General features: G+C 61.1%; 13 protein-coding genes. 11 read left to right on the top strand and 2 right to left on the bottom strand.

The features are described 5' to 3' along the window. The first annotated feature begins 200 nt into the window (after positions 1-200). From Thiofri_RS08305 to Thiofri_RS08255, 11 genes are all read left to right on the top strand, one after another. Positions 201-779, top strand: coding sequence for a TerD family protein (locus tag Thiofri_RS08305; RefSeq protein WP_009148204.1), 579 nt, complete (start codon positions 201-203; stop codon positions 777-779). 215 nt (positions 780-994) lie between these two features. After that, positions 995-1675: a TIGR00266 family protein gene (locus tag Thiofri_RS08300; RefSeq protein ID WP_009148203.1), complete on the top strand. Its 681-nt coding sequence runs from the start codon at positions 995-997 to the stop codon at positions 1673-1675. A gap of 116 nt (positions 1676-1791) precedes the next feature. Continuing rightward, a complete protein-coding gene (locus tag Thiofri_RS08295; protein ID WP_009148202.1) occupies positions 1792-2382 on the top strand; it encodes a TerD family protein in 591 nt (196 codons plus the stop codon). A gap of 26 nt (positions 2383-2408) precedes the next feature. Beyond that, positions 2409-3560: a phosphoribosyltransferase domain-containing protein gene (locus Thiofri_RS08290; protein WP_009148201.1), complete on the top strand. Its 1152-nt coding sequence runs from the start codon at positions 2409-2411 to the stop codon at positions 3558-3560. Between the two features lie 76 nt (positions 3561-3636). Further along, positions 3637-4215, top strand: coding sequence for a TerD family protein (locus tag Thiofri_RS08285; protein WP_009148200.1), 579 nt, complete (start codon positions 3637-3639; stop codon positions 4213-4215). Between the two features lie 8 nt (positions 4216-4223). Then, positions 4224-5447, top strand: coding sequence for a TerD family protein (locus Thiofri_RS08280; protein WP_009148199.1), 1224 nt, complete (start codon positions 4224-4226; stop codon positions 5445-5447). A gap of 51 nt (positions 5448-5498) precedes the next feature. After that, a complete protein-coding gene (locus Thiofri_RS08275) occupies positions 5499-5954 on the top strand; it encodes a tellurite resistance TerB family protein (protein ID WP_009148198.1) in 456 nt (151 codons plus the stop codon). A gap of 32 nt (positions 5955-5986) precedes the next feature. Continuing rightward, on the top strand, positions 5987-6760 hold the full coding sequence (locus Thiofri_RS08270; RefSeq protein WP_223296721.1) for an HAD family hydrolase: 774 nt from the start codon (positions 5987-5989) through the stop codon (positions 6758-6760). Positions 6761-6778: 18 nt separating this feature from the next. Then, entirely contained in the window at positions 6779-7939 is a 1161-nt protein-coding gene (locus Thiofri_RS08265) for a cysteine protease StiP family protein (RefSeq protein ID WP_009148196.1), read from the top strand. Further along, positions 7932-8804: an HpcH/HpaI aldolase/citrate lyase family protein gene (locus tag Thiofri_RS08260; protein ID WP_009148195.1), complete on the top strand. Its 873-nt coding sequence runs from the start codon at positions 7932-7934 to the stop codon at positions 8802-8804. The genes Thiofri_RS08265 and Thiofri_RS08260 overlap by 8 nt, the downstream gene beginning before the upstream one ends. Before the next feature lie 49 nt (positions 8805-8853). Continuing rightward, on the top strand, positions 8854-9420 hold the full coding sequence (locus Thiofri_RS08255; RefSeq protein ID WP_009148194.1) for a Uma2 family endonuclease: 567 nt from the start codon (positions 8854-8856) through the stop codon (positions 9418-9420). 9 nt (positions 9421-9429) lie between these two features. Here the strand turns inward: Thiofri_RS08255 and Thiofri_RS08250 are convergent, their stop codons facing one another. Both Thiofri_RS08250 and Thiofri_RS08245 read right to left on the bottom strand, forming a co-directional pair. Beyond that, the gene (locus Thiofri_RS08250) at positions 9430-10065 is read right to left on the bottom strand and encodes an HAD-IB family hydrolase (RefSeq protein ID WP_009148193.1); all 636 of its coding nucleotides are present in this window, start codon (positions 10063-10065) and stop codon (positions 9430-9432) included. 610 nt (positions 10066-10675) lie between these two features. Next, a complete protein-coding gene (locus tag Thiofri_RS08245; protein ID WP_143741861.1) occupies positions 10676-14521 on the bottom strand; it encodes a type 1 periplasmic-binding domain-containing protein in 3846 nt (1281 codons plus the stop codon). Positions 14522-14527: the final 6 nt, after the last annotated feature.

Below are 14527 nucleotides of genomic sequence, written 5' to 3'. Positions count from 1 at the left end.
CACAATCCGCGAGCGACTGGCTCAATGGACATCACCCGGAGGTGCGAATCCGACCGTGACTGGCTTACAATCAGGCGTCGGAACCGATTCCGACATGTTGCAACCCGCAGGTCAATGCCCAACCTACAAGGTCGCGGGGCACTCGATTCCTCATACCTAGATATTCTTCACACCCTAAACAAGAGATCAGGAGCTAAACGATGGCTATCAGCTTACAGAAAGGCGGCAATGTCAGCCTGACCAAGACCGATCCCGGATTGACCAATGCGACCGTTGGTCTGGGGTGGGATGCGCGCTCAACCGATGGCGCGGCCTTCGACCTTGATGCCAGTGTGTTTCTGACCGGCGATTCTGGCAAGGTGCTGTCCGATGCGCATTTCGTCTTTTACAACCAGAAGACCTCCCCGGATGGCGCGGTGGTTCACTCAGGCGATAACCTCACCGGCGAAGGCGAAGGCGATGACGAGTCTGTCTCCATCGACTTGCCGAAGGTGACTCCGGATGTCACGCGCATTGTTTTTGCGGTCACCATTCATGAGGCGGAGAGCCGGAATCAGAATTTCGGCATGGTACGCAACGCCTTCATGCGGGTGCTCAACAAGGACACCAACACCGAAATTGCGCGCTTTGACCTCTCGGAGGACTACTCCATCGAGACGGCCATGGTCTTCGGCGAGATTTACCGTCATTCCGGCGAGTGGAAGTTCAAGGCCGTCGGACAAGGCTTCGCGGGTGGCTTGGCGGCGCTGGCGAAGGATTACGGCGTCAACCTTGGCTAATGGCTGATTGACGGCCGACTGAGTTAGCCAGACAGCCTTCGCGTCTTGGTATTGCGCAGTGAGGCGTCTGGCTCCTCTGGTGTTCGTGCGACTCTGCTCACCTGGAATACTCCGGGTGACCGCTGATGGCTCCGACCACCCCGGCCGATAAGACTGCCGTTGCACCTTAGATGTTACGGCATAAACACCCTGCCTGAACGTCTTGGAGGTTTCCGATGCCGAGCTTCACGATTACCGGCGAGATTGACCCCTTTCTGCATGTCAGTCTGCGCAAGGGCGAGAAGATCTTCTGCGAGTCCGATGCCATGGTCATGATGGAGGAGCCGCTGCAGGTAAAGGGACAACTGCGCGGCGGTATCGGGCGGGCACTGGTGCGCCGCATGGCCAATGACGAGTCGCTGTTTCAACAGGAAATTGAGGCGGTGAGCGGTGACGGCGACTGTCTGCTCTCGCCCGCACTGCCGGGCTCGATCGAGCTGCTTGATGTGGCACCTGGCGCGGACTTCGTGCTGTCGGACGGCAGTTTTCTGGCTGCGGAATCAACCGTTGAGGTCAATCCTCGCTTAAACACCCTTGGCGGCGGTTTATTTGGTGGCACCGGTGGCTTCGTCATCATGGAGGCTCGCGGGCGCGGCAAATTGGCGGTGTCCGGCTTTGGCTCCGTATTCACGCTCGACATCGAACCTGGGCGTGAGACAGTGGTCGACAACAGCCATGTTGTGGCCTGGTCGTCCGCTCTATCATTCGAGGTTGGCACCCCAAAAACCGGCGGGGGCTTTTTTGGCAATATCGTCAACTCGGTCACCTCCGGAGAAGGACTGGTGATTCGCTTCCGAGGGCAGGGTAAGGTCGTGATTTGCTCGCGCAACCGCAGCATTTTTAAAGCGCGGCAATAAATGGGTTTCCGACCCGGATGGGGTCATACGGCATCAATCGAGCCTTCCCGTCTCTTTTGACGCAGGGCGGTCATTAACAGCAATCAGGCACGGTCATCGTGCAACAGGAGAGCGCAATGGGTATCAACTTGCAGAAAGGGCAAAAAATCTCACTCGACAAAGAAGCGGGCGGCGGGCTCAGCCACATTGTGATGGGGGTGGGCTGGGATGCCGCGACCGGGAAAACCGGCATGCTCGGTGGACTCTTCGGCGGTGGTGGCGGCAACATCGACCTCGACGCATCCTGCCTGATGTTCGACGAACAGGGCAATCAGACCGATGCGGTCTGGTTCCGCCAACTGCGCAGCCGCGACGGGAGCATCCAGCATACCGGCGACAATCTCACCGGCGAGGGCGAGGGCGACGACGAACAGATCAAGGTCGACCTCTCGGCGGTCCCGGCCAATGTCAAAAGCCTGGTGTTTACCGTCAATAACTACACCGGACAGGATTTCTCCAAGGTGGCCAATGCCTTCTGCCGCATTGTCAATGGCGCCAACGACAGTGAAATTGCACGCTACGATCTCAGTTGCCAAGGCTCGCATAACGCCATGGTCATGGCCAAACTGTATCGCCACAACAACGAATGGAAAATGCACGCCATTGGCGAAACAGGCAAGGGTCGCACCTTCGAGGAACTACTCCCGCAGATCAAGCCTCATCTTTGAGTGTTAACTCTCGGACTCGACGCCGGATGACCGAGCATCACATCGAGCTGGACACCGGGGTGCTGCGGCTGCAAGTCCGCAAGGCCCGGTTTCCGCTCGACGACCTCTGCGGTTTCGCGGCCCGCGACAATCCCAAGCGCGGTTTTCTCTTCGTCAGCAAGGTGCTGGGCAAGCATTGGCCGGTGACGCCCAGCCGGATGCGCGAGATTCATGCGCACCTGGCCCGGCGACTCGAACTCGGCCCCGGTCCCTGGCTCTGCATCGCCATGGCAGAAACCGCGACCGGTCTGGGACAAGGCGTTTTCGAAGCGCTACTGGAGCACAAGCCAGATGCAGATGCGCTCTTTGTGCATTCCACCCGGTATCATCTCCCGGACTGGCCGCGCCTGGAGTTCCAAGAGCCCCATTGCCATGCGCCGCAGCAATTGCTTTACGAACCGTTCGATCCACATCTGCGCGAGCGTTTTCGCACCGCTCGCGAACTCATCCTGATCGATGATGAAATCAGCACCGGCTCCACCTTCTGCAATCTTGCCGCCGCTTACCAGCGCCTTAACCCGAATCTCGAACGGGTGCATTTTGTTGCTATCACCGTTTTCAGCGGGGCTGAATCCGCGCCGGCCTGGTCGCGACAGCTTGGCCTACCGGTCAGCACCCTCTCGGCGCTTGAAGCCGAACTGACATTCACGCCCGCAGCAAGCATTGCGACCCAACTGCCACCCTCGGCGGTCGGAGATAACCGACGCCAGCCGGAGCAGCTCGCAAATCACAGCAGTGGGCGTCTTGGGGTTGACACCCGTCTGGCGCTTCCCGAGGCCGATATCCAAGATTTGGCGCGGGATTTGGCGCCGGGTGCCAAGGTGCTGATGCTGGGCACCGGAGAATATATGCACCTGGCCTACCGGATTGGCCTGGAGCTGGAAGCGCGGGGGTTGGAGACCCAAGTCCAGGCCACCACCCGCTCGCCGATCCGGCTTGGCGCCGATATCCAGCGCCGGCTTGTTTTTCAGGACAATTATGGCGAAGGTATTGCGAACTATCTCTACAATGTCGACCCAGCGGCCTTTGACCGCATCATTCTTTGTCACGAAACCCCGATTGATGATTTGTCCGATCTGGTGCATAACTTGGGGCCAGCTTGCATGACCTACCGGCACCCCGACCCGCTCCCGGCATGATCGACGACGAGCGGACGGGCCGGCGCTGGGGGATAAATCCAATCCCAAACTTGATCAATCACAACTGGAGGATCCTATGGCGATCAGCTTGAATAAGGGCGGTAATGTCAATCTGAGCAAGGAAGCACCCAACCTGGAAAATGTCCTGGTAGGACTGGGCTGGGACGCGCGCGCAACCGATGGTCAGGACTTTGACCTGGACGCCAGTATTTTCATGGTGAAAGAAGACGGCAAGGTACCCGGTGACAGCCACTTCATCTTCTACAACCAGCTAAAGTCGCCCGATGGCTCGGTCGAGCACACCGGTGATAACCTCACCGGCGAGGGTGAGGGCGATGATGAGTCCGTGCATGTCACCCTCTCGAAGGTGCCACCCGAGATTCAGCGGCTCATTATTGTCGTGACCATTCACGACGCCGACGCGCGCCGGCAGAGTTTTGGCCAAGTCAGCAATGCCTTTGTGCGACTGGTCAATCGAGACAACAACCAAGAAGTGGTCCGCTTCGATCTGTCCGAAGATTACTCGACCGAAACCGCGATGGCTTTTGGTGAAATCTACCGCCACAGCGGCGACTGGAAGTTCAAGGCCGTCGGTCAGGGCTATGCCGGGGGCCTGGCGGCGCTCGCGCGTCAGCACGGCGTCAACGTCGGCTGAGCCCGCCCATGGATCTCAAACTAGGCCAACGGGCCAAGGTCGCCGACCTGGTCCCGAACGGGCAGCGCTTTACCCTGGGTGTCGCCATTGAGGCACCCGGGATGACCATCGACTTCGCCTGCTTCGGGCTGGATGCCGCAGGCAAACTCTCCGATGAGCGCTACATGGTGTTCTTCAATCAGCCGAGTTCGCCCTGTGGTGGCGTGGCGCTGGCAACCCCAAGTGGCGACGACGCCAGCTTCGCGATCACGCTCGACCGGCTCCCGGCCAGCATCGAGCGCCTGACGCTGACAGCGGCGCTCGATGGCAGTGGGTCCATGTCCGGGATCGGTCGCGGTCATGTGCGCTTTATGGACGGCGACCGGGAACTGGCGCGCTTCGCCTTCAGCGGAGCGGATTTTTCCGCTGAGCGCGCGCTCATGCTGCTGGAGCTTTACCGCAAGGACGGCATCTGGCGTACCAGCGCCCTGGGACAGGGCTTCAATGGTGGACTCGCGGCTCTGGTCGAGCATTTTGGCGGCAGCGTGGCGGCAGATGCCTCGCCGCCCAAGGCTCCTGAGCCACCGCCCCAATCATCCAAGCAACCGAGCGCGCCGCCGGCCAGCCCGCCCGTCAATCTCAGCAAAATCACCCTGGAGAAATCCGGCAGCTCGATCTCGCTGGAAAAGAAGGGCAATGCCGCCTTTGGCGAGATCCTCATCAATCTTAAGTGGCGACCGGTCGCAGCAGGAGCAAAGAAAGGCTTTTTCGGCAACCTGATGGGCAGCGGTAAGACGGACCTTGACGTTGGCTGTCTGTTCGAACTGAACAACGGTGCGAAAAGCGCGGTGCAGGCGCTCGGTGGCACGCTCGGCAACTACCATCAGCCGCCGTTTATTCAGCTCGATGCCGATGATCGCACCGGCACCAGCACTGATGGCGAGAACCTGCGCATCAATGGCCAGCATTGGGATCAGATTCGGCGCGTGCTTATCTATGCCTTTATCTACGAAGGCGCCCCTAACTGGGCCGAAGCGGATGCGGTGATTCGTCTCCAAACACCGGACCAACCCGAGATTGAAGTGCGGCTCGATTCGCATCGCAACGACCGGCCCATGTGCGCCATTGCGCTGCTAGAAAATCAGGGCGGCGCGGTCAAGATCACCAAGCTAGTCGAGTATTTTCGCGGGCACAAGGATATGGACGAGGCCCACCGTTGGGGCCTGGACTGGGTCCGCGGCCGCAAGGATTGATTCCAGGCCGCCCGATCCTCAATCATTCACCACCAAAAACAGAGGCATAGCATGGCGTTCCAAGACCTACTCAACAACCTGAAGCAAAAGACATCCGAGCTGAAAACTGAGGTGATGAAGTTCAAGAATAAGGACTTTCTGAACGCAGCTGTGGGCGGCTCGGTGCTCATGTCGATGGCCGATGGCAGCGTCTCCTCTGAGGAAAAGCAGAAGATGATGCGCTTCATGGAGAACTATGAAGCCCTGTCGGTTTTCTCTGGCAAGGATATTATCGAGTCCTTCCAAAACATCATGACCCAAATGGAGTTCGACAAGGACTTGGGCGAGGCAAAAGCCTATGACGCCATTCGCAAGATGAAGGGCAAGGATGAAGCCTCCCGGCTGATTATGCGCCTGACTATCGCCATCGCTGGCGCGGATGGCAACTTCGACGATGACGAGAAGCATGTGGCCCGTCGGATTGCCACAGAGCTGAATATCGACCCGGCGGAGTTCGAGCTAGGCTGAGCGACTCATTGGCGGCTGAGCGGGATAGCTGCGTGGGAGCTAAGAGTCTGCGCCGATTCGTCTTCGTCGATCTGGATGACACCCTGTTCCAGACCCGGCGCAAGTGCCCGAAGGAGCCGAATCTGCAACCGGCGGCCTTTCTGGCCGATGGCAGCGCGCATTCGTTCATGACCGCCCGGCAGCGCTCCTTGTGGGCGCTGTTGGGCGGGCAGGCGACGCTGATTCCGACAACGGCGCGCAATCAAGGCGCCTTTGAGCGGATAGACCTGCCCTTCACCAGCTGGCGCATCCTGGATTATGGCGGCATCATCCTGGATGCCGACGGGGTGCCCGAGCCTGAATGGATCGCACGCACGGCGGCAGGCGCGCAGGGCTGCATCGACTCGCTGCGAGAGCTGCTCGACCAGGCCGAGGCACTGATCGCGCGCGAGCGACTGGCCATTCGCGTCCGTATTATTGAGGATTTCGGGCTGCCGCTCTATCTGGTCGCCAAATATCGCGACGGCCAGGAGGCCGATCTCGACCGCTTGCAGCGCGAACTCATCACGCCCTGGGTCGAGGCTGGCGCGCAGCGGCTGCATCGCAATGAGAACAACCTGGCCGTGATCCCTGCGCATCTGGGCAAGGAGTTTGCGGTACGTTATCTGATCGAGCACCTCAGGGGAGAATGGGGTGACATCTTCACCATCGGCGTTGGCGACAGCCTGATCGACGCGCCCTTTATGGCGGAATGTGACTATGCCATCATCCCGAACGGAACCCAGTTGTCCGCGTCCACCCTCGCGACCTTTTCGCCCGCTCCCTAGACAGCAGGTTGCCGCCTGATGACGTCTCGGGCAACCACCGCAGATACGGATGTCGTTAGGGGCTCGGTCGATTTCCCTGCTGGCTTCTCTGCTTGCTTCTCGGGCAGCTATCGCCCCGAGGATGTCTGTTTTCTGCTCAAACCCATCCCCATCGACTTCACCCCGGTGGCCGAGAAGGAGCGGCTGATTCAGAGCGGGAAGCGGCATTACAGCGAGATGTTGAGCCCCGAATGTCTGCCCTCGGCGCGCTACCTGGAGGTCTTTCATCAGGCGCTTGCGATGACCCGCGATCGCATGGCGCGTGCGTTGCTCGACCTGGCGGCGATTATTGCCGCCGAGCGCACCGGGGAAATCACCTTGGTCTCGCTCGCGCGCGCCGGCACGCCGGTCGGGGTGATTCTCAAACACACGCTGGAAGATGTCTTCGCGCGTCCGACCTGGCACTACTCGATCTCCATTATCCGTGATCGCGGCATCGATCAGCGCGCCCTGCGCTTTATTCTGGAAGACTGCCACCGCGATCCGGCGGGACTGGTCTTTGTCGATGGCTGGACCGGCAAGGGGGTGATCGCGCGCGAACTCAAAACGGCGCTCGCGGACTTCAATGCTCGCCAAGGCGTCACTCTCGACACCCGCCTCTATGCCCTGACGGATCTGGCCGGGGTTGGCGTGGCGCCCTCGGATGCGGACTATCTGATCCCCTCAAGCATTATGGGTGCGACCATGTCCGGGCTGGTCAGTCGCTCGATCCTGAACGACCAGATCGGTCCCGACGACTTCCATGGTTGCCTGTATTACGAGCCATTCGAGCCACAGGATCTCTCGCGGTGGTTTGTCGAGACGTTGCGCGAGGCGATCCGCGCGCAACTGGATGCTGGCTACCAGCCGGTCGCGCAGCCGGTCGATTCGAGCGCCGCGCGTGATCGCTCCGCCCGCATGCTGGCGGACATCCGCACCCGCTTTGGCATCACCAACGAGAACTTCATCAAACCCGGGATTGGCGAGGCCACGCGCGTGCTGTTGCGGCGGGTGCCCGAGCGGCTCATCCTGCGCGATCCCGATCTTCCCGAAGTCGCTCACCTGGTGCAGTTAGCGACCGAAAAGCAGGTGCCTTGCGAGGTCGATCCCGATTCACCCTACCAGGCCATCTCGCTCATCAAGGGGTTGTCCGATGCTTGACGCGTATCGACTCGGTGGCTCGCTCTATGTCCCGCTGACACACAAGGACTGCTTGCCCATCGCCAACGGCAGTCGCTGGTCCGGCCTGCGCTCGGTCATCTTCTGTACCGAAGATGCCGTGGCCGAACAGGCGCTCCCAACGGCGCTCGATAACCTGCGCCACTGCCTGGATTGCATGGACGAGCACAGCACCCTGATGCGCTTCGTGCGGGTGCGCAACCCCGAGATTCTCGACTGGCTGCTGGCCCTGCCCGGAGTCGGCAAGCTCGACGGCTTTGTGTTGCCCAAGCTGGACCAGAGCAACCTCGACGCCTACTTTGGGCCCCTCGCCGGCACCCGGTTTCGCTGCATGCCGACCCTGGAGACCCGCGATGTTTTCGATGTCGCGCGCATGAGCGAACTGCGCGATCATCTGATCGAGGCCGGCCATCAGGAGCGCATCCTCGCACTGCGTATCGGCGGCAACGATCTGCTCGCGCTGCTCGGCATTCGCCGTCCGCGCAACCGGACCATTTACCGCACGCCCCTAGGACTCACCATCGCCAATCTGGTCAATGTCTTCAAGCCGTTCGGTTTCCAGCTCACGGCGCCGGTGTTCGAGCATCTGGATTGCCCGGAATTGCTGCGGGAGGAACTGGCCGACGACATCGCGCATGGACTCTGCGGCAAGACAGCAATTCATCCCAACCAGCTTGAGTCCATCAACGCCGCCTTCCAGGTCTCGACAAACGACATCACAGCTGCGCGCAAGATCCTGGTCGATGACCGCGCCGTATTTAAACACCAGGGCTCCATGTGCGAACCCGCCACCCATCGGCGCTGGGCGCGGCAGATCGTCGCCCGCGCGGAGCTGGAGCTGGGTTAGTCATCTGCCCGACTTCTCGATAACGCCCAAGTCGCTGACAGCTGATCTCATGCCTTCCTTGGCTTACCAACTAACGCTCTACGAACAACTGGAGGTCTTACCAGAAGGCTTAGCCGGCGAGATTCTCAATGGGCAGTTGCATACTCAGCCCAGGCCCTCTGGACCGCACGCCTACACTGAAAGCATGCTGGCCGGCGATCTGATCCCAGCCTACGGTCGAGGTGGGCGTGATGGCTCCGGCGGTTGGTGGATTTTGATTGAACCGGAGATCCACTTCGTCCGCGACCAAGAGGTTGCGGTGCCGGACCTGGCCGGTTGGCGGCGCGAGCGAATGCCCAAGATTCCGAACGGCCATCGTTTCGGGGTGGTGCCGGACTGGATTTGCGAGATTCTCTCACCGTCCACCGCCAGCAAGGACCGCGAGATCAAGCTGCCGCTCTATGCCCATTACGGCGTTGCCTATGTTTGGTTGGTGGATCCGAAACGCCGCACCCTAGAGGCCTATGGACTAGAGCAGGGCCGCTGGCGCTTGCTGCTCAAGGCCGCTGCCGATGCGGTCGTTCATGCGCCGCCCTTCAGCGAATTGGAGCTGAGACTCGCCACGCTCTGGGTCTAGGAAATGTTGTCAGGAACCTGCCGTACCTGTTTGCTTGTCGCGAAAAGGCTGATAGAACGGGTGTTGAGCGATGTCCAGCATCTCCCGGTCGCCGTCCGAATCGCCGTAAGCGTAAATTTCCAGTTCGGATAAGTCGCCAAGCAGCCCTTCTAAACGTTTGACTTTCTCCGGACCGCGACAATTGCCGCCTGCCATGCGCCCGTCGAAACAAGCGCCCTCCTCCCCCAGTTGCGTGCAGAGAAGGTCATCGAACCTCAGATACGCGGCAACATAGCAAAGATAAAGCTCCAACGAAGCGCTGACCATCACCAGCCGATGCCCTTGCGCGCGATGCCATTCGATGCGTTCAAGCGCCTGAGGCCGCAGTATCCGCCGGACCGCCTCGGCATGGCGTAGGCCATGGGGAGTGATCGTGCTGACGGGCGCGCCGGTAAAGAGTCGCTCAATCAGCCGCGCCTTGAAGGCATCGCGACTGGCGCGCCCGAGAAGAACCCGCAAGCCATCGCCTGTCAGCGGGATCAGGACACGCAGCACCCGACTCCAGCCAAAGACGCGGAACAAAAAGGGAAGGAAGGTATCGCGAGTGGAAATGGTTCCGTCGAAATCAAAAGCGGCGACGATTTTTCGGACTCTAGGATGCGTCAATCGAATAAACCCCTGCGCGGCATGTTACTTGGAATTCTGATTTGCTCCCCTGAGACGGGTGGCTAAAACCTTTGCCTGTCGGCCTTCTGGGAGCGTCTTGTGCAGAGTGACCAACGACTGAAATTTTATCATGAGCTGGAGCGCTGCTCGAATGATGCGCCGATATTCGGGCACGAAAAGGCTGAGCGCAAACGGGATGGGAAACCTTTACCAATCAAGACGAGGCTTCGCCGCCCGAGAAGTCTCCTATCGCCCACTCCTTGCTGTTCCAACGCTGGACTACGGCGACCCCGTTAGCAGCCCCGACCTAATTGTTTCAGGGAATTAGGCAATTTCAACAATAGAATGGCAACTACTCAACACCAAGAAGCTGGTCTTTAACTGCCCAAGCGTCTCTGATGGTCGGAGACGATGATCCGGATCAAATCAGAAGGCGGGTATCGGCCAAAAGCGGGCGAGTAACTACACCGCTCCAAAGGCGGAACTGCGCTCGATTACTGACATTCGGCCTTGACTCACGCTCCTGAAGTTCTCCCTGGCTGGTTTTTTTGATTGGCTTTCGTTCTGGACGCAAGCCGAACTGCGGCCGCCTTCCGGTCTTTTGGACTCGCTATTCGAAGCGCTCGTCACGCTCGGCCTCATGCGAGCGCCTTAACACAATCTCCCGCTGCAGCCCGTCGTCGGTCTCTCGTGCGACCTGGCGGAGCGCAGGGTCGTCGTCGTCGAGAAATGCCTGAAACAGGGGGCGACGTCGCTCCAGGATATCCGCGAGAGATCCAGCCCAACCCCTCGGGTGAATTTGACTTGCCAGGCCCTGGAGCACGGTTGCGCGGTCCGGTCCGGCGCCCAACAGGGCCAGAGCACCCTCGCTCCACTGTGTGGCACCATCCTGCTGGTCAAACGCCGGAATTGTGCCAGCGAGCCTCGAAAATCGCGTTTCTGGATCCCCATTCGCCCATTGCAGAAGGAGCGGCAGGGGCACCCGCTTCAACGGATTGCGGTTGTCCATGCCGTTGCGGAAATGCATATAGGAGTGCCGCCATTCGTCTTGCCCACCAGCAAACCAGCAATCCAACGCGACGAATGGGTGTAATGAAAACAGTGTCTCGATCAACTCATTAAGGTTCAGCCATGAGGCCCGCCCATTCGCGCTCGCGTCAGAGATGCGACAGCAAAGGTGCTCGGCCTCCGTCGCGGACTCAGTGTCGGAGAGACAGACCTTCGCGATCTCCGCAAGCTCGTAAGCTCGGTTGTGGTGGTCTTGATCAAGGGGATAGCTTGCGAGCAGACGACGGCCGCAGTCGATCAGCAGCGGATCCCATGCCGATTGCTCGCCCCGTCCACCATGGAAGTGCATGCTTAGAATCTCCACCGCGACGCCCTGGCCGTCCGGCAGGCTGGCAATGCCCAATACAATGCGGCTGAGGGCCGCTGAAGACATGGCCTCCGTTGTTCGGCCGAGCGCCAGATTCCCATAGGCGCGGGCTGGCGCCAGGCCGGTTTCTACCGAGGCGATAAGCCGACGAGTCCCACCTTCATCGCCCCCCACAGACGCCTGCAGGTAAGGGAAGACAGGACCGAGAAAGCGGTCGCTAACCGCGGCGTCCAACAGATCATTGACCTTGGCTGCGTCTTTCGACGCGGCCGTGCGAAGAAAACCGCCAAGCAGGGAGGCGTTGCGCCGCTCCGCGTCCGTTGCGCGGTAACGCTCCAGAAGTTCAGCCCAGGTTGTCGCCAGATCGGCCGCAGTCTCGGCGAGACCTTCGCCAAACCAGCCTGCCTGATAGGCTTCTGGGCCGAACAGCTCGGGCCAGTCACCGTCGAACTGGTCCAGGCACCTTCCGGCCTCCCGCCCGAGTCGCCGAGCTTCTTCGATCACGGCCTCGTGCGCCTGCACATACTGCCCATCGGTCTCCCAATGTGCGGTGTCTGCGATCTTGTACGCTTCAGTCAAGACATAGCTGCGGAGACGGTCGCGCAAGCCAGCCGGCGCGAGCCGTTCTTTCATCGACTCCAGACGTGCAATGAGTCCCGGCTCCATGCGTTCGCGATCGAAGGCTAGGGTTTCCCGCACGGCGAGCCAACCCTGCGGCCAATGCTCTTGGGTTCCGATAGTCAGGACGGCCTCCTCCAGCTGATCGAACACATGCCCAAAGCACCAGAGGCTGCGGAAGTGCTCTGCAATAGCGTGACGCGCCGTCCCGCGCTGGGGTGAGTCCGATAGTGCAAGCCGCGTGGCGATGACCAGCGAGCCACCGTACCAGTCCCGATAATCGGCGAGCGTCGTCGGACGCCAGCCGAAGTCGATGGCATGGCCGCCGAACGAGAAGTCATGCGAGCTGGTGAAGTGACCGGCGGTCAGCATCCCTCGAAGCGCAATCATGCCGACGTCCCGCGAAAAGCCCCCCGGGAGTACCAGCAAGTCCTGCACCACGGCAAGGCGTTCATGCGGACCGGCCTGGGCGCCCGATAGCCATGGCCAGAACAGTTCCTCCAGGTAGCCCGTGTGGGTAGTTTCTCCCTTGCCCAACTCGGCCTCGGCGAAGCGGCTCAAGCACAGCGCGGCGCGGCGGAAGTGCCGCGGGAACCAGGCGAGCTTGCGCAATAGGGATATCAAGATTTGGCGATTGGCCTTCGTCGCTGCGTCGAGCTGGCCCGGCGTGCTGCCCATCACGCACCGCTCGACAAGCTCGAGGACAGCGTTCGGGGCCACCGGTGCCAGGTGCAGAACCAAGTCTATGCGCAGGTCGGCCGAACTGTGAGCCATCACGCTCAGATCCCCCAGTGGACCCTCGGGGGCGGTCCATGACGCCGCGATGCGCTGGGCATCCACCGAGTCGTGCAAATAGCTCAGCCGATGGGTAAAGGACTTGAGCAGCCGCGGGTTGCCGCAGCGCCAAAAGGCGTTCGCGACGTTGATTGGTGACAGGCATTGGAGTGCCCGTTTGGCGAGCCAATTGGCAAGGGGCTGCGGCAAGATGGCCCGCCAGCAGCCACGCGACTGCAGGATGTCGCGCCGCTGCAGCTCCCCTGCCGCGCGCTGCAGCGCTTGTACCTCGAGCCCGACCAGGCGCGCCAGAAACGGTAGCTCCGCCACGTCGCCGGTCGAGGCCTCGCCGTCAAACGAGTACACCAGAGCGAGTGCCTCCGCCGCTCGCAGCAAGGGGTCGTCGGCCTGCCTGCGCTGGTGGAACAGCCGCTCGAAAAGCCCCTCGTCACCCAAATCGGCGAGGTTGGTCCCAGGATGCACATGCCCGGCGCTTAGGATTGCGATGCGCGCGTTGCCGTCGGAGAATTCCGCGATACGCGAGCGGATCTCGTGGGACAGCGCCGGATAGCGGCGTTCGAGCAGGGACTCGATGACCGCCGCGGAGGCGCTCTGAAGACGAAAGACATCCGTGTGCTCCGGTCTTTCGTCGCGGATGTCCAGGTCGACCGTGATCAGGCTAATGGGACTGCCGGCGGACTTACAGACCGGGGCGATGGCGTCGTGGGTCTCCCGCGGGCAATTGTCCAAGAGCAGAACAGCGCGTTTGCCCTCGGCGATCAGTTGACTGGCGAGTTGGCCGACGCTCGGTTGCGAGGTCTCGGCGCCAATGTCCGCATAGACGGCCAAGGCGGGGTCCAGGGCCTTGTCCCCGATCCGCGGATCGAACAGCGCCTCCAGCAGCCGAGTCTTGCCGGTCCCGGAAAGACCGGTGAGCCGGACGATGCCTCCGGCCTGGGACAGTATCGATTGCAGCCGTGCGAGACCATCGCCGACCGTGAGCGGGCCGTCCTGCGCGTTACGCTGGTCCCAGAGTCGGGCGGTGTCGTCGCTCAGGTAGTCGCCGTCGACAGGCTCCGGTGCCCGGGACCAGTTGCCAAACGAATGCCAGCCTCGGACGGCCTGACCGATCCGTTCCCTAACCCAAAGGACCTCGCCGGGATAGTCGCCGACCCAATCGGCCATCCGCGTGCAGTCATAGAAATCGAGGTGCAGTGCATCGCTGCCGTCGAGGTCCGCGACAGCGGCACGCATGGCGTTGCGTCGCTCGGTCAGCCTCGAGTCGGTGGTGGAGCCCTTGGAGCTGACGATCACATAGGCCCCGCCCGCCGCAGCCAGCGCACGAATGCTCGCACGAAGAGGTGCGTTGGTACCCTTGACCTGCTTGGTCTTTCGGGGGCGCATTTCCTCCGCAATTTTGCTGGCCGGCATGTCATCGGCCTTGGCCTGGAATCCGGTTGCCGGTCGCGGGATGAAGCCGGAGATCTCCGTACCCGGCGGAAGCTCGACGCGGACATCGATCCCGCCATCGGCGGCGATCTGATTGCCGCCATAGAGGACCCCGCTGACCGGGAGACCCCGGCGCCGCAGATCGGCCTTGCAGAGCCTGGCGATCAGAATGCGCAGGCCCTCGTCGTCGAGTGCGCGGATGTGCTCGGGCGTGATGTCGAAGAGGGGGTGCTGGGGCATGGATGC

It is taken from the genome of Thiorhodovibrio frisius, assembly GCF_033954835.1.
GTDB classification, from domain to species: domain Bacteria; phylum Pseudomonadota; class Gammaproteobacteria; order Chromatiales; family Chromatiaceae; genus Thiorhodovibrio; species Thiorhodovibrio frisius.
This window is presented reverse-complemented; position numbering and strand designations above follow the sequence as displayed.

Excerpts from the sequence above, each read along its gene's own strand:
- Thiofri_RS08305 (WP_009148204.1), top strand. The coding sequence starts at position 201 with ATGGCTATCAGCTTACAGAAAGGCGGCAATGTCAGCCTGACCAAGACC.
- Thiofri_RS08300 (WP_009148203.1), top strand. The coding sequence starts at position 995 with ATGCCGAGCTTCACGATTACCGGCGAGATTGACCCCTTTCTGCATGTC.
- Thiofri_RS08295 (WP_009148202.1), top strand. The coding sequence starts at position 1,792 with ATGGGTATCAACTTGCAGAAAGGGCAAAAAATCTCACTCGACAAAGAA.
- Thiofri_RS08290 (WP_009148201.1), top strand. The coding sequence starts at position 2,409 with ATGACCGAGCATCACATCGAGCTGGACACCGGGGTGCTGCGGCTGCAA.
- Thiofri_RS08285 (WP_009148200.1), top strand. The coding sequence starts at position 3,637 with ATGGCGATCAGCTTGAATAAGGGCGGTAATGTCAATCTGAGCAAGGAA.
- Thiofri_RS08280 (WP_009148199.1), top strand. The coding sequence starts at position 4,224 with ATGGATCTCAAACTAGGCCAACGGGCCAAGGTCGCCGACCTGGTCCCG.
- Thiofri_RS08275 (WP_009148198.1), top strand. The coding sequence starts at position 5,499 with ATGGCGTTCCAAGACCTACTCAACAACCTGAAGCAAAAGACATCCGAG.
- Thiofri_RS08265 (WP_009148196.1), top strand. The coding sequence starts at position 6,779 with ATGACGTCTCGGGCAACCACCGCAGATACGGATGTCGTTAGGGGCTCG.
- Thiofri_RS08260 (WP_009148195.1), top strand. The coding sequence starts at position 7,932 with ATGCTTGACGCGTATCGACTCGGTGGCTCGCTCTATGTCCCGCTGACA.
- Thiofri_RS08255 (WP_009148194.1), top strand. The coding sequence starts at position 8,854 with ATGCCTTCCTTGGCTTACCAACTAACGCTCTACGAACAACTGGAGGTC.
- Thiofri_RS08245 (WP_143741861.1), bottom strand. The coding sequence starts at position 14,521 with ATGCCCCAGCACCCCCTCTTCGACATCACGCCCGAGCACATCCGCGCA.